Annotated in this window: 12 protein-coding genes and 2 pseudogenes; 7 read left to right on the forward strand and 7 right to left on the reverse strand. The window is 51.6% G+C overall.

Annotated features, from left to right (window positions below; genetic code table 11):
* Positions 1–39: 39 nt before the first annotated feature.
* Positions 40–411, reverse strand: coding sequence for a hypothetical protein (locus RDY34_RS04850; RefSeq protein ID WP_114935380.1), 372 nt, complete (start codon positions 409–411; stop codon positions 40–42).
* Positions 412–526: 115 nt separating this feature from the next.
* Here RDY34_RS04850 and RDY34_RS04855 point away from each other — a divergent pair, with 115 nt between their 5' ends.
* On the forward strand, positions 527–1837 hold the full coding sequence (locus RDY34_RS04855) for a replication-associated recombination protein A (RefSeq protein ID WP_308075250.1): 1311 nt from the start codon (positions 527–529) through the stop codon (positions 1835–1837).
* Here RDY34_RS04855 and RDY34_RS04860 read toward each other — a convergent pair.
* The gene (locus RDY34_RS04860) at positions 1744–2088 is read right to left on the reverse strand and encodes a hypothetical protein (RefSeq protein WP_308074628.1); all 345 of its coding nucleotides are present in this window, start codon (positions 2086–2088) and stop codon (positions 1744–1746) included. The two genes, RDY34_RS04855 and RDY34_RS04860, sit on opposite strands and share 94 nt — an antisense overlap.
* A 38-nt stretch (positions 2089–2126) precedes the next feature.
* Between RDY34_RS04860 and glgX the strand changes: the two genes are divergently transcribed.
* Positions 2127–4118, forward strand: a complete 1992-nt coding sequence (gene glgX, locus RDY34_RS04865) for a glycogen debranching protein GlgX (RefSeq protein ID WP_308074629.1) — start codon at positions 2127–2129, stop codon at positions 4116–4118.
* Positions 4119–4231: 113 nt separating this feature from the next.
* Positions 4232–6706 (forward strand): glycogen/starch/alpha-glucan phosphorylase, encoded by a 2475-nt coding sequence (locus tag RDY34_RS04870; protein ID WP_308074630.1) that lies wholly within the window; start codon positions 4232–4234, stop codon positions 6704–6706.
* A gap of 165 nt (positions 6707–6871) precedes the next feature.
* Here RDY34_RS04870 and RDY34_RS04875 read toward each other — a convergent pair whose 3' ends face one another.
* Entirely contained in the window at positions 6872–7495 is a 624-nt protein-coding gene (locus RDY34_RS04875) for a hypothetical protein (protein ID WP_025458424.1), read from the reverse strand.
* 269 nt (positions 7496–7764) lie between these two features.
* A complete protein-coding gene (gene ribBA / locus RDY34_RS04880) occupies positions 7765–9105 on the reverse strand; it encodes a bifunctional 3,4-dihydroxy-2-butanone-4-phosphate synthase/GTP cyclohydrolase II (RefSeq protein WP_308074631.1) in 1341 nt (446 codons plus the stop codon).
* A 108-nt stretch (positions 9106–9213) separates the two neighbouring features.
* On the opposite strand from ribBA, the gene RDY34_RS04885 reads away from it, so the two are divergent.
* Positions 9214–9342, forward strand: coding sequence for a hypothetical protein (locus tag RDY34_RS04885; RefSeq protein WP_017628988.1), 129 nt, complete (start codon positions 9214–9216; stop codon positions 9340–9342).
* Here the strand turns inward: RDY34_RS04885 and RDY34_RS04890 are convergent.
* The 3 genes and pseudogenes from RDY34_RS04890 to RDY34_RS04900 all read right to left on the reverse strand — a co-directional run.
* A pseudogene (locus RDY34_RS04890) lies at positions 9321–9809 on the reverse strand (glycosyltransferase); the annotation flags it as partial. The gene RDY34_RS04885 and the pseudogene RDY34_RS04890 overlap by 22 nt on opposite strands.
* A gap of 210 nt (positions 9810–10019) precedes the next feature.
* A pseudogene (locus RDY34_RS04895) lies at positions 10020–10241 on the reverse strand (S24 family peptidase); the annotation flags it as partial.
* Positions 10242–10399: 158 nt separating this feature from the next.
* Complete coding sequence (locus RDY34_RS04900) at positions 10400–11215, reverse strand: transcriptional regulator (protein ID WP_257618664.1); 816 nt, start codon at positions 11213–11215, stop codon at positions 10400–10402.
* A 130-nt stretch (positions 11216–11345) separates the two neighbouring features.
* Between RDY34_RS04900 and RDY34_RS04905 the strand changes: the two genes are divergently transcribed.
* From RDY34_RS04905 to RDY34_RS04915, 3 genes are read left to right on the forward strand one after another with little or no spacing between them, the layout of a single operon-like run.
* The gene (locus tag RDY34_RS04905) at positions 11346–11597 is read left to right on the forward strand and encodes a helix-turn-helix domain-containing protein (RefSeq protein ID WP_308074632.1); all 252 of its coding nucleotides are present in this window, start codon (positions 11346–11348) and stop codon (positions 11595–11597) included.
* A gap of 1 nt (position 11598) precedes the next feature.
* The gene (locus tag RDY34_RS04910; RefSeq protein ID WP_308075251.1) at positions 11599–13575 is read left to right on the forward strand and encodes a Mu transposase C-terminal domain-containing protein; all 1977 of its coding nucleotides are present in this window, start codon (positions 11599–11601) and stop codon (positions 13573–13575) included.
* A 35-nt stretch (positions 13576–13610) separates the two neighbouring features.
* The gene (locus RDY34_RS04915; RefSeq protein ID WP_308184478.1) at positions 13611–14525 is read left to right on the forward strand and encodes an AAA family ATPase; all 915 of its coding nucleotides are present in this window, start codon (positions 13611–13613) and stop codon (positions 14523–14525) included.
* Positions 14526–14567 lie beyond the last annotated feature (42 nt).

The following is a 14567-nucleotide window of genomic DNA, read 5'->3' on the forward strand; positions in this document are numbered from 1 at the left end:
GGCTTCAGACGGCATCTGTCTTATGCCGTCTGAAGAAGGTTAGCGGTACAGGCGTTTGAAGCAGGCGGAAACCGTTTTGACGGTCAGGGCGGCAAGTGCCTGATTGCGCGTGGACGGATCCAGCATCTGCATCACATCGTTGCCGGTCATCCGTTCCGGTGCTTCTTGGGCGACGCAGCCGCAAATCTTGTTTTCCCACTCCGCCTGTTTTTCGGCACTCATCGCCAGCGCGGTCAAACGCCATTCACTGCGTTTGTCCAATTCCGCACGGCATTGGCTCCCGACCGCCATTTTGACGATGCTGCCTCCCATACCCGTGCCGCCGTCTAAGCTGCCGAATGTGCCGCCGCCCCCGACGGCGCACCCGCCGAGTAAAACCGCAAGCAGGGCGGCAGAAAAGGTTTTCTTCATAACGATTGTGCCCTTGTTTGAAATTTGCGCATTATACCGTAAGCGGAACGGTGTGTGCGTCCCGCGCAACTGACGTATAATCCGCGCCGTCTGAAAACCTGTTGACGGAGCCTTTATGACCGATTTGTTTGCCCGAGAACCCGACGCGCCGCTTGCCGAACGATTGCGTCCGCATACGCTTGACGACGTGGTGGGGCAGGAACACCTCATCGGCGAAGGCAAACCGCTGCGCGTGGCGGTGAAGGGCGGCAAGCCGCATTCTATGCTGCTGTGGGGGCCGCCAGGCGTGGGCAAGACGACCTTGGCGCGGATTTTGGCGCAGAGTTTCAATGCCCAGTTTCTGCCTGTTTCCGCCGTGTTTTCCGGCGTGAAGGACATACGCGGGGCAATCGACAAGGCAGAAATCGCTTTGCAGCAGGGGCGGGCGACGATTTTGTTTGTCGATGAAGTCCACCGCTTCAACAAGGCGCAGCAGGACGCGTTTTTGCCTTATGTGGAAAACGGTTTGCTGACCTTTATCGGCGCGACGACGGAAAATCCGTCGTTCGAAGTCAATCCCGCGCTGTTGAGCCGCGCGCAGGTGTATGTTTTGCAGCCCTTGTCTTCAGACGGCCTAAAAAAGCTGATTGCCAAAGTTTTGGCTTTGCCTGAATACCAAGATTTTACGATTGAAGCCGACGCGCAGGATCTACTCGTCAATACCGCCGACGGCGATGCGCGCAGATTGTTGAATTTGTTGGAACAACTGTTACGCGCCGCCGATACATGCCGTCTGAAAACCTTAACCGCCGAATTCCTCGCCGACAGTCTCGGGGCGCAAATCCGCCGTTTCGACAAAGGCGGCGAGAGTTTCTACAACCAAATCTCCGCCCTGCACAAATCCGTGCGCGGTTCGCATCCCAATGCCGCGCTGTATTGGTTTTGCCGTATGCTCGACGGCGGCACCGACCCGCGCTACCTCGCCCGCCGCATCGTACGCATGGCGTGGGAGGACATCGGACTTGCCGACCCGCGCGCCTTCCAAATCGCCAACGATGCCGCCGCCACCTTCGAACGCTTAGGCTCGCCCGAAGGCGAACTCGCGCTGGCGCAAGCCGTGCTGTACCTTGCTGCCGCTGCGAAATCCAACGCGGGCTACAAGGCATACAACCAAATGCGCCGTTTCGTCAAAGAAAACGCCAGCGACGAAGTGCCCGTCCACCTGCGCAACGCCCCGACCAAGCTGATGAAGGAATTGGGCTACGGACGCGAATACCGCTACGCCCACGACGAACCGAACGCCTACGCCGCCGGCGAAAGCTATATGCCCGACGGCCTGGACGAACCCGATTTCTACCAACCCGTCCCGCGCGGGCTGGAAATCAAAATCGGCGAAAAGCTGGCGTGGTTGAAATCGCTGGATGAAGAGGCATTGCCTAGGGGATAGGGCGGATTGGGGGCAGGGCGGCTTTGACTACCTGCCGCAAAGGCGTTCAGACGGCATTCCGAGCCTTGGGATGCCGTCTGAATGCGGTGGGGCGCGTCGGCGTTTTTGTAAACGATGTTTAACCGATGTTTCAACACACAGGACGGTACATAAAGCGTCGCCCTGTGAATCGGGTTTTGAAGTTTGAGATGCCGTCTGAAGGCGGGAAAGCCTACTTCAGACGGCATCAGGGCTTTATCTGATCGTATCATGCTGAATCATTTGATTATTTTATTTTTGGAACGGTTTTATGGTTGCCGAAAAATATGTTATCGAAAGCGGCTTTCATTATCCGATGGGGGCGACACCGATGGACGGAGGGGTCAATTTCACCCTGTTTTCAGGTAATGCCGAAAAAGTGGAGCTGTGCCTGTTTGACGGCGAAGGCAGGGAAACGCGGCTGGAGCTGCCTTCGCATGAAGGCACGGTGTTTTACGGCTTTGTGCGCGGAATCGGCGCAGGGCAGCGTTACGGCTACCGCGTGTACGGCAGGGCGGACGCGGAGGTGGAATCCTGTTTCAATCCGCAAAAGCTGCTGCTCGATCCGTATGCGCGGCAAACCGACGGCAAACCGGGTTTCCGCAATGCGGAAGAGATGGCATGGTTCAGACCGGAGGACGGGCGCGACAACGCGGCGTTTGCGCCCAAAAGCGTGGTGCGGGGCGATGACGGTTTCGACTGGGGCGGCGACCGCCGTCCGCGCATCCCCTTGGCGCAAACCGTGATTTACGAGGCGCACGTCAAGGGGCTGACCAAACAGTTTCCCGATTTGGCACACGCCGGCACATACCGCGCCCTTTCCGATGCGCGCGTGATTGCCTATTTGAAGGATTTGGGCGTTACCACGATCGAGCTGCTGCCGGTTCAGCAGCATCTTGACGAATACCATTTGCAGCAGGCGGGGCTGTCGAACTATTGGGGTTACAACACTTGCGCCCATTTCGCGGTTGAGCCGTCCTATGCGGCGGAGGCGGAACAGGCTGCGGCGGAGCTGAAACAGGCGGTCAAATCGCTGCACGCGGCAGGTTTGGAAGTGATTTTGGACGTGGTGTACAACCATACCGCCGAACAGGACGAAGCAGGTGCGATGCTGTGCCAGCGCGGTATCGACAATGCGCGCTGGTATTGGCACAAGCCGCACAGCGGTTATGAAAACTGGTCGGGCTGCGGCAACACGCTGCGTATTGCCGACCGCGATGTGGCGCGTTGGGCTTCGGACAGTCTGCGCTATTGGGCGGAACACTTCCATATAGACGGTTTCCGCTTCGACTTGGGAACGGTTTTGGGACGCGGGCCGGATTTCCGAACGGACGGGCATTTTTTCCAAACGCTTTACCAAGACCCCGTGCTGGCAGATGTGAAACTGATTGCCGAAGCGTGGGACATCGGCGGCGACGGCTACCGTTTGGGGCAGTTTCCGCCGCCGTTTGCCGAATGGAACGGACGTTTCCGCGACGATATGCGCGCGTTTTGGGTATGGGAAAACGGCAATTTGGGTGCGTTTGCCGAACGTCTGGCAGGTTCATCCGACCTGTTCCGCCACGGCGGACGCAAGCCCTCGGCAAGCCTCAACTTCATTACCGCACACGACGGCTTCACCCTGCGCGACCTGGTCAGCTACAACGAAAAACACAACGATGCCAACGGCGAAGGCAACCGCGACGGACACAACGGCAACATCAGCTACAACCATGGTATCGAAGGCGCGACCGGCGACGCGGACATACGGCAAAGCCGCGAATACACCGCTAAAGCACTGCTCTCCTCGCTGTTCCTTTCCAACGGCATCCCGATGCTGCTCGGCGGCGACGAGTTCGGCAACAGCCAGCAGGGCAACAACAATGCCTATTGCCAAGACAACCCGATTGCGTGGCTGGACTGGCAGGACGCGGACGAAATGTTGCAGGATTACACGAAATCGCTGATTGCCCTGCGTCGGGAAATCGGCATTTTGAACGAAAACGTCTGGTGGACGGAGGGCAGGGTGTGCTGGCTGAATGCCGACGGAGTGCCGATGAATCATGAAAACTGGCACGACAGGACGGCGAAATCGATGCAGGTTCTGCTGGACGGGCAGTGGCTGCTGTTGGTCAACGGTGCGCGTAATCGGCAGTTTTTTAACCTGCCTCAAGGACGGTGGCAGGTTTCTTGCGTACCATCGGAGAAATTTAATTACAATGCTTCTGAAAATCGGTTTGCCGCCGGACATATGGGCATTTGGGTTTTGAAGCAGGAAGCATGACCCGTCCGAACATAAAGAACACAAATAAAAGAAATGCCGTCTGAACCGGCGACCCTTCAGACGGCATACGGAAACCTATTTTTCAATCACCCCGCAGAGAAAGGCTGTTTCACATGGCTCAAAAACTTCCCATTTCCGGTTTCGACTACGTCATGCCCAAGCCGGATGCCGAGACCATCCGCAAAGCGATTGTCTACAAACTGATTTTCATCTTGGGCGCAGACCCCAAAGATGCCAACGAACACCAATGGCTCAACGCCGCCATGCTTGCCGCACGCGACCTGATTGCCGAAGACTTCCTGAAAACCCGCCGCGCCCACATCGAAAACGGTAAGCGTATGGTTTACTACCTGTCTATGGAATTCCTGCTCGGCCGTGCATTTGTCAACGCCTTGATTAACGAAGGCGTTTACGCCGAATTTGAAGAGGCGTTCCGCCAACTGGGCAAAGCGTTCGCCGACGTGTGCGAACAAGAACAGGATCCCGGCCTGGGCAACGGCGGACTGGGCCGCCTTGCCGCCTGCTTCCTCGATTCGCTGGCGACTTTGCGGATTCCGGCAATGGGCTACGGCATCCGCTACCAATACGGTATGTTCAAACAGGAAATCGCGGACGGACAGCAGGTCGAAAAACCCGATTTGTGGCTGGATCAGGATTTGGCTTGGCAGTTTGCCCGTCCGAACAAACAGTATTCCGTCCGTTTCGGCGGTCAGCTTCTGAACATGGGCGGCAAAAAAGAATGGTTGCCCGAAGAAGAAATCTCCGCGATGGCATACGACGAAATCATCCCGGGCTACGGCGGCGAATGTGCCAACCCGTTGCGCTTGTGGACGGCGCACGCCGGCAAACTGTTCAACCTTGCCGACTTCAACAAGGGCGACTATGCCTCTGCCGTCCGCGCGCAAAACAGCGACGAAAACATCTCCCGCGTCCTCTATCCGAACGATTCTACCGACAGCGGCAGAGAGCTGCGCCTGAAACAGGAATATTTCCTTGTTTCCGCCTCGGTTCAAGACATCGTCGCACGCCACAAATGCCGTTTCCCGAGCGTTGAAAATCTTGCCGACAAAGCCGCCATCCACCTGAACGACACCCACCCCGTACTCGCCATTCCGGAGTTGATGCGTATCCTGATTGACGAAGAAGGCTTCGAATGGACAAAAGCATGGGAAATGTGCTGCAAAATCTTCTCCTACACCAACCACACGCTGATGAGCGAAGCTTTGGAAACCTGGCCGGTCGAGCTGATGGCGCGCCTGCTGCCCCGACATCTGGACATCATCTTTGAAATCAACGCTCACTTCCTCAACAGCGTACAGGAACAGGGTTTTGATGAAGACTTTGTCCGCCGCGTCTCCATCATCGACGAAACCCACGGCCGCCGCGTGCGTATGGGCTGGCTTGCCGTCATCGGTTCGCACAAGGTCAACGGCGTGGCGAAAATCCACTCCGACCTGATGGTCAACACTATTTTTGCGGACTTCGCCAAAGTATTCCCCGAACGCTTTACCAACGTTACCAACGGCGTAACCCCGCGCCGCTGGATCAACATCGCCAATTCCGAACTGACCCGCTTCCTCGACAAACATTTGGGCGGAGACGACTGGCGTTTGCATTTGGACAAGCTGACCAAGCTCAACGGCAGGGCGGACGATGCCGCCGTGCAGGCGGAGTTCGGCGCAGTCAAAAAAGCCGCCAAAGAACGCCTCGCCCGATACATCGAAACCGAGTTGGGTATCAAAGTCAGCACCGACGCGCTTTTCGACATCCAAATCAAACGCATCCACGAATACAAACGCCAAGCCTTGAACGTGATGCATATTGTTGACCGCTACAACAAAATCTTGGAAAACCCGGATTACGATTGGCAGCCGCGCGTGTTCATCTTTGCCGGCAAAGCCGCATCTGCCTACTATATGGCGAAGAAAATCATCCGCCTGATTAACGACGTTGCCAAAGTCATCAACAACGACGAGCGCATCCGCGACCTGATTAAAGTCGTGTTCATCCCAAATTACAGCGTCAGCCTCGCCCAAATCATCATTCCTGCCGCCGATTTGCACGAACAAATCTCACTGGCGGGGACGGAAGCATCCGGCACCGGCAATATGAAATTCGCCCTCAACGGCGCAATCTGTATGGGTACGCTGGACGGCGCGAACGTCGAAATTTTGGAAAAAGTCGGCGCGGACAACTGCTATATCTTCGGCAATACCGTCGAACAAGTCGAAGAAATCCGCCGCAACGGTTACGACCCCTTGAGCTATATCGAGCGCGACAGCGACCTGCGCCGCGTCGTCAACCAAATCAGCCAAGGCGCGTTCTCGCCGGAAGAGCCGGGCCGCTACAAGGACGTGTTGCAGCCGTACGGCGATTTTTATCAACTGATGGCGGATTTCCGCAGCTATATCGACACGCAATACAAAGCGGACGGACACTACCGCAACACCTCCGCGTGGCGCAAATCAGCCTTGATCAACATCGCCAATATGGGCTTCTTCTCATCCGACCGCTCCATTGCGGACTACTGCCGCGATATTTGGTACATCAAACCATTGAGCGAAAAAGAATTACCCGGCAAAAATTAAGCGTTGGGCAGATAGCGAAAGCCGATACATCGGAAAGGTTATCGGCTTTTTTATATTTGCTGTTTTTGAATTGGATAACAAACTTAAAAGGCCGTCTGAAAATTTTCAGACGACCTTTTAAAATTTAACTGCCATTTTACAGGATACTTGTAGCCTTACTTTGTCTTATTTGAGATTCTCCAACAGTTTTTCCCCATCAGTAATCTGAGATAATGTTTGGGCAAAAGGAAAAGAACGTCCCAAAATGGATTTAACCTGTTTTGCTTTGATTGGATTCTGACTTAAATCGATAAAATGTTCTAGTTTCTGAAAAAATGTTTTATTATCAACGCCGTAATGATGAGTTTTCTCTATGATTCCTGTTGCTTGACCATATGCAACAATTCCTTGTCCAGAGGCGTATAGGAATACATAGTCTCCTTTTTTAATCCGACAGATTTTTTCTTTGTAGCCATCTTCAAATGCAGCAGCTACTTGGTTTGTCATCATAAAATTATGGTCTTCCAGGTCGTTGGCACTATTAGTATTTAATAAGAAATATCGTGTTGTAGTTGAATTATCAAATTCTTCTTCTTTTTGTTTGTCAATCATTCGTTTGTTCTCCCAGTCTTGAATAATAAATTCTTGAATTAAATCATTGATGATATCTTGGCGGGTTGTTTCCCAAGCATCGGCAAGCTCTTGCAAAATCAAATCATCTTTAATGGATAAACGTAAACTCAACGTAATCTTATTTTGATTTCGTTGGTTGTATATTTCTGTGCGGCGGTCGATAAAGCTATTAGGCATAATTATATCCTTTTGTTTTAGGGTTAAATAAAATATCAGGAGGAGAGGATTCATTCTTGATGGTGAGTATTATATTACATTTCTATTTTTTAATGCAATAAAAATTACTCTTAAATTATTCTTAATTTATTATATTATTATTTTTATTTAGAATAAACTATAATAATGACTTTTATGGGAGGTTCTGGCTGAATCAGGTAATTTATAGTAAAAGGTCGTCTGAAAACCGGAATTCGGGTTTCAGACGACCTTGTGATCAGACGGGCGGTTTATTTGTTTTCTGCTTCTTCAAAGCCGACGACTTCCAAGCCGAAGCCGGTAAGTCCGGTGAAGGCGGAGGGCTGTCCTAACACACGCAGTTTGCCGACGTTGAGGCCGGCGAGGATTTGTGCGCCGATGCCGTAGCTTTTGCTGTCCCATTTGTAGGCTTGGTTTGCGCCTTTGGGCAGGGTGCGGTCGAGCAGGGTGGCACCGTCTTCGGTGCGGTGTAGGAGGATGACTACGCCGCTTTCTGCCTGTTGGACGCGCTCGAGTGCTTTGGGCAATGACCACGAATGGCGCGGGTTGGCTTGGATGAAGTCCATCACGCTGAAGGGTTCGTGGACGCGGACGAGGGTTTCGGTGTCGGCGGAGGGCGTACCTTTGACGAGGGCGAGGTGGGTTTCGCCGGAGAGCTTGTCGACGTAAACGTGTTGTTGGAACTCGCCCCACGGGGTTTGTACGGGTGCGTTGCCCATGTCTTCAAGCAGGCTTTCGGTACGGCTGCGGTATTCGATGAGGTCGGCAATCGTGCCAATTTTGAGCTTGTGTTCTTCGGCAAACTTCATCAGCTCGGGCATACGCGCCATGGTGCCGTCGTCGTTGATGATTTCGCAGATGACGGCGGCAGGGATAAGCCCGTTCATTTGCGCCAGATCGACACCGGCTTCGGTGTGTCCGGCACGGACGAGTACGCCACCTTTTTGGGCGCGAAGCGGGAAGATATGACCGGGTTGGACGATGTCTTCAGGTTTGGCGGTCGGTGAAACGGCGGTTTGAATAGTCAGTGCGCGGTCAGCGGCGGAAATGCCGGTGGTAATGCCGTGTGCGGCTTCGATGGAGACGGTAAAGTTGGTGCCGTATTGCGCGCCGTTTTTCTGGGTCATCATCGGTAGCCCGAGTTTTTCGACCATTTCGCCAGCCATCGGCAGGCAGACCAAGCCGCGCGCGTTTTTAATCATAAAGTTGATGGCTTCGGGGGTAACGAATTGCGCCGCCATCAGCAGGTCGCCTTCGTTTTCGCGGTCTTCGGCATCGGTAATGATGACCATTTTGCCGGCTTTGATGTCTGCTAGGATTTCGGGGATGGTGGAGATATGGGACATGGTGCGCCTTTCTTGATGGTCGGTTTGGGCGGCAGGGTTTTCCTGATCCAGCCACATGGCAGGCATGTTCGCCGCCTGTTCGATTTTTCTGGCTTTTTTCTCGCCGAAGGATTTGTTTTTCAAAAGGGCGGAGAGTTCGCCTGTGTTGAGGGCAACGGCTTCGGCAAAACGGGTTTGCAAACCGCCGTAGTGTTCTGCTATCCATTGCCGCAGGTTGCGGCGGCGCAGACCGGCTGTGTCGGTCATCGTTTCATCCTTTGTAGAAATCGGATGTAGCGGATTGTAATCGCGTATTTACCAAAAAGCAAATCTGTTTTTTTCGCCAAACCGAATTATTTGCTTTTTGGTAAACAGATGCCGTCTGAAGCCGGATTCGTGGCTTCAGACGGCATTGCCGCAATCCCCGCCGGCGGGGCGGCTGTTTCTTCCCGCCCGCTTCCGATTCGGGGTTTGCCGGAAGCTTATTCCGAAAAAAATTTCTGATAAACGGCCTTGATTGCCGGGTACAGCATAGGCGGTACGAGCAGGCGCAATATCGGCAATCCTATGATGAATGCGGTCTTCCCGATAAAAATCGGATGCATCGTCTTCGCGCCGAATATCTTTCTGCATTTTTCTTTAAATGAAAAATATTTCCGGTAGATGAGGATAATGTTTTTGGAAAAATAAAGCCTTACCAATATAGACCTCAGATAGCCGATATTGTCGAAGACAAATTTTTGCAAACCGCCGTAGATGGGGGAATTTTTGTTTTCGACTAAAAAATCCACACCCCGGTTGAGATGCGTCAGCATATCGCTGAAATTTTTGTATTTGATGTTGTGGCTGATAGAGCCGCCGAGAACGCGGTACTGGTAAAAAGGGTTATCGTAAAAGGCAAAAGTCTTGATAAAACGCGCCAATTGCAAACTGTACGGGAAATCCTCGTGAATGTATCCTTTTGGGAAAAACTGTGGGGGACTGTTAGTTTTTGCACAAGGAACAAATAGAGTAAAAAAACGCTGAAATCTCGGAAAGACGTGGATTTCAGCGTTTTTTTTGTATCCGGAAAAGTTACGCCAGCTTTTTCACAGAACTGCGCCGGAATGCACGGTTTTCTGTTTAAAGCTGACGAGATTAGGGAATTTTTAAAACTGTTTTAAGAGGTTTTTAAAATGGATTTAATCAATACTCCGGCCATACCACTCAACACGGCCTATGATGGCGATGTCGTCTTGGGCATTGCTCAAATCTATTTCAAACGGTGCGTAACGTGGATTTTCAGACGTTACAAGCAGTTTGCCCGGTATACGTTGCACACGTTTGACAAAGAGGTCATTGCCTATACGCAAGACATATAGGCCGTCACGCGGGTCAGTTTCGGCGTGGTTGATTAGGATGTTGATAAAAGGCTTTAACTAGAAACTGAACATGGAACTTGTATAATAGTTCCATGTTTGAAAAAAATCTTTTAATATCATACATCTAAAAAAACAAAGCATCTGAAGACTATAAGCTAAACATGAAACTTGAATTTAAAGGCGGAGTTTCATGTTTAAGCCTATTTTTTCCGTTTTTTAGTCGATACTGCTGCATATGTTTTTTGCAAATCGTCATTACTTAATTCAGTCAGGCTTTCTACTGCGAAATTTTTTTCGAGGTAACTTTTCAACCAATCTTCAAGCTCAAGTTGTTTTACATTTAATTTGATATAAGCGTATTTCTTTTTTCGCCAGTCGGGATCGTTGTTCTTTGATGTTGCTGTATTGCTCAACCTACCCAGCCATTTTCTGAGATAAGTTTCTGCTTTGTCGTAATCGCTCAATGCGATTAGTTTGTAACTTGGAACTTTACAGTGAGCATTCAGACTAGCCCAAATTGCACGGATTGATTTTGGCGACCGTTTGGCAATCTCTTCTGCTGCGGCAACTTGTTTAACAAGTTGTTGCAGCTTTGAAGCTTGCTCAAGCGTTATATGTTCCTTGCCGGGTTTTGAATCGACACGGGTTCTGATGACGTGATTTTGGGTATTAATTTGATGAACAACCGAACCAGATGAGGCGATAACAGCGTTACTGACGTTGCCGTTAATCTGATTCTCAACGTTTGATTTGCCAATAGCGTCGTCCAATTTTTTATTAAGGTCGTCTGAAACAGCATTTAAATTTGCCGAATGAATGCCTGTAAAGACAAATTGAATATCCACCCCTAATTGGACAGCAGCAAGTAAAAAGTCCGCAGGAATGTTGACCTGCCCGCTTTCATACAGTCTCAAACTTTCTGCACTGCATCCAGTTTGCTCAGCAAAATTCTTTCGAGAGTATCCAAGTCGGCTTCTCTCTTCAACTAAATTCAATGCTAAATCAATGCGTTCCATAAAACACCGCAAAATAGTACCAAATATATTTGGTATACCAAATATTTTGGGTATATCATCCAGGTAACAGTTAAGGCAGGCATTAAAGCCTGTAAGGTAAGTAAGTAATGGATTCTATCATGGAGGCATTATGCAAGCGAACGAAATCTATAAATCCTTAGAAGAAAAAAATATATCGGCAAGAATGTTGGCTTCGGCTTTAGGGGTAACTAACCAATCTGTTTCTGAGGTCATAAGAAATGGACGAGGAAGCAAAAGAATTGCGGAAGCAATCGTGAAAGTGATTCAAAAAGATTTAGTTGAAGTTTTTCCGCATTACAAGAAAACAGATTGTCGAGACAAAAAGATAGCTGAATTGAAAGAGATGCTCGGAGTGGGTTGAAATGGAATATATGGATCTCAAAAGCCTGCTTAATTTTGGGTTGCCAAATATGCCAAGAACAGTAATAGGGCTGAGAAAAAAAGCGCAAAGGGATGGTTGGCAAACGAGAAGGCGTCAAGGTAAGGGTGGTGGTGTTGAATATGCCCTACCTATTGAAATCCGAGCAGCCATCATGAAACGGCAATCGGACGAGCTAGCGGAGAAGATGCCGAAAATGCTGCCCCAAGTCAGACCGGGTACGGCGATGTCGGCTCAGGCACTGGCTGAAGCGGCCAAGCTGTTGAACGAGAAACAACGGTCGGTGGCGGATGCGCGATGTGCGGTGGTGGCGGCGGTGTTGGGGATCAAATACCAATACGGTTGCTCTGCCAAGGCTGCGGTGGCTCAGTTTTTGGGCTTGCTGGCAGAAGGCAAATTGGACGCGGTTACGCTTGGGAATTTGGAAAAGGCCAATGACCGCAGCCGGTTGGCGAAGGTCGGTGAGCGTACTTTAGACGGCTGGATATCTGCCTACCTTAAGGCGGAAAACGCGACAGAGCGGTTGGTGGCTTTGGCTCCGAAGACGACGAAGGCGGTTAAGCCGATTGAGAGCTACGGTTGGTTGCCGATGTTTATGCAGTTTCACAATATCCCGTCCGCGCCAAAACTGGCACACAGCTACCGCCGGTTTGTGCAGTGGGCGGAAGCGGAAAATATGCCGGTAAACGATGTGCCTAACTTGAGTATGGTGCGGCGCGTTTGGGACAAGCTGCCGCTGATTATGCAGGAGCGCGGCAGGAAAACGGGGGCGGCTTATAAATCGCTGCTGCCTTATGTGAAACGTGATTGGGGGGCTTTGAAGCCGAACGATGTTTGGATCGGCGACGGCCACAGCTTTAAGGCGAAGGTGGCGCATCCGGTACACGGCAGGCCGTTTAAGCCGGAAGTAACGGTGATTATTGATGGTTGTACGCGGTTTGTGGTCGGGTTTTCGGTGTCGCTGGCTGAAAGTTGCGTAGCAGTGTCGGACGCGCTGCGTATCGGGGTCAAGTACTATGGTTCGCCGATTATCTATTACTCGGATATCGGCAGTGGCCAAACCGGCAAGACGATAGACCATGAAATCACGGGTATTACGTCCCGACTGGGTATCCGGCATGAAACGGGTATCGCGGGCAACCCGCAAGGGCGCGGCATCATCGAGCGATGGTGGAAAGACAATCTGATTGAGATGGCGCGGCAGTATGAGACGTTTGCGGGCGCGGGGATGGACAGCAGCACGAAGAACCTGATGTACCGCAAGATGGAAAGTGCTTTTAATGCTTTGGAAAAAGGCAAGGATTTGACGGAGGAACAACAGAAATATTTGAAAAAACTGCCGAGCTGGTCGCGTTTTATCGCGGATGTGGTCAAGTGTATCGACGAATACAACAACCGTCCGCACGGCGAGCTGCCCCGACATCCTGACGGCGGGCATTATACGCCGAAGGAATATCGGGAAATGAGGCTGGAACAGGACGGGATTGCGCCGGATATGTTGTCGGCGGAAGAGCTGGCGACGATGTTTATGCCGCAAGAGGTGCGAAAGGTACAGCGCGGTTGGCTGGATTTGTTCGGCAACTCCTATTTCTCAACCGAGCTGGCGGAGTATCACAAGGACGAGGTACGGGTCAGCTACGATTTGAGCGATGCGTCGGCGGTCAATGTGTTTGATATGGACGGCAAGTTCATCACGAAGGCGCAGGCCAACGGCAATAGCCGCGAGGCTTTCCCGACGGCTCGTATCGACCAACTGGCGGAAAAACGCCGAAAAGGCAAAATCAAGCGGGCGGAAAATGCAATCAAGCTCGCAAATGCGGAAGTCAATCCGGCACTGGAACAGGCTGCGGTTTGGGACGAGCTGGGACATTTGGGCGGAAACGTCATCGAGGCGGAGTATGCGGTATTGCCGAAAACGGGCACGGACGATTTTGTGCTGTTTGAGGCGGATAGAAGTTAAAACGGTTTTAAACCTCTTTTAAAAGGACTAAAAAAATGAAACAAATCAATCATACATTGCAACAAAAACTGGCTGATTTTAAAGCCAAATCAGGCATGAACCAAACCCAACTGGCACGCGGTATCGGTACTTCGCCGGCATCCATCAGTATGTATCTCAATGGTACTTATGCGGAAAAAGGCGGCAATTATGAAACCATCGAGCCGAAAATCGAGGCGTTTTTGGAAGTACAGGATAGTAAGGCGCAGCGTGAAGAGCTGGTGTTGGGTTTTGTATCGACTAAGACGACACGCCGTATTGCGGAAGCGATGCGTGATGCGCACGAAGGCGGCGAAATAGTGGTGATCTACGGTCAGGCAGGTTTGGGCAAGACGCAGGCGGTCAAAAACTACTGCGAGAAAAACCCTGCGGCTATCTTGATTGAGGCTAATCCGAGCTTCACGGCACTTGTCCTGATGCGCAAGTTGGCGACTGCGGCGAAGGTATCGGCGATGGGCAGCCTGAATGATTTGTTTGAGTCTGTATCTGACCGCCTGCGCGATTCGGGCCGTCTGATTGTGGTCGATGAAGCGGAAAACCTGCCGTTACGCGCCCTTGAAATTGTGCGCCGTCTGCACGATGAGACGGGCTGCGGCTTGGTGTTGAGCGGTATGCCCCGACTGGTGGCCAACCTGCGCGGTAAGCATGGCGAGCTGGTACAGCTTTACAGCCGCGTGTCTGTTGCGCTGAATTTGGGCGAATCTTTGCCGGATGACGAGCTCTTTGAGATTGCGAAAGCGGCTTTGCCTGATGCGGACGAAGAAACGCTCTTGGAACTGGTTAAACATAGCAACGGCAATACGCGCCGGATGAGCAAATTGATGCGCGGCGCGGTACGCACGGCGAACAAGAACGGTATCAAGATGCAGGCCGGTATCGTTAAGAAATACAGCTCCCTGATTATCCGATAGGCCGTCTGAAACGGTAAGTCTCTGACAGGGCTATATATTTTT

Origin of the sequence: Neisseria polysaccharea (assembly GCF_963392925.1) — a bacterium.
GTDB classification, from domain to species: Bacteria; Pseudomonadota; Gammaproteobacteria; order Burkholderiales; family Neisseriaceae; genus Neisseria; species Neisseria polysaccharea.

Coding starts and splice junctions, on each gene's coding strand:
- RDY34_RS04850 (WP_114935380.1), bottom strand. CDS start 411: ATGAAGAAAACCTTTTCTGCCGCCCTGCTTGCGGTTTTACTCGGCGGG.
- RDY34_RS04915 (WP_308184478.1), top strand. CDS start 13,611: ATGAAACAAATCAATCATACATTGCAACAAAAACTGGCTGATTTTAAA.
- glgX (WP_308074629.1), top strand. CDS start 2,127: ATGGTTGCCGAAAAATATGTTATCGAAAGCGGCTTTCATTATCCGATG.
- RDY34_RS04885 (WP_017628988.1), top strand. CDS start 9,214: ATGCCGTCTGAAGCCGGATTCGTGGCTTCAGACGGCATTGCCGCAATC.
- ribBA (WP_308074631.1), bottom strand. CDS start 9,105: ATGACCGACACAGCCGGTCTGCGCCGCCGCAACCTGCGGCAATGGATA.
- RDY34_RS04900 (WP_257618664.1), bottom strand. CDS start 11,215: ATGGAACGCATTGATTTAGCATTGAATTTAGTTGAAGAGAGAAGCCGA.
- RDY34_RS04905 (WP_308074632.1), top strand. CDS start 11,346: ATGCAAGCGAACGAAATCTATAAATCCTTAGAAGAAAAAAATATATCG.
- RDY34_RS04910 (WP_308075251.1), top strand. CDS start 11,599: ATGGAATATATGGATCTCAAAAGCCTGCTTAATTTTGGGTTGCCAAAT.
- RDY34_RS04875 (WP_025458424.1), bottom strand. CDS start 7,495: ATGCCTAATAGCTTTATCGACCGCCGCACAGAAATATACAACCAACGA.
- RDY34_RS04870 (WP_308074630.1), top strand. CDS start 4,232: ATGGCTCAAAAACTTCCCATTTCCGGTTTCGACTACGTCATGCCCAAG.
- RDY34_RS04860 (WP_308074628.1), bottom strand. CDS start 2,088: ATGATACGATCAGATAAAGCCCTGATGCCGTCTGAAGTAGGCTTTCCC.
- RDY34_RS04855 (WP_308075250.1), top strand. CDS start 527: ATGACCGATTTGTTTGCCCGAGAACCCGACGCGCCGCTTGCCGAACGA.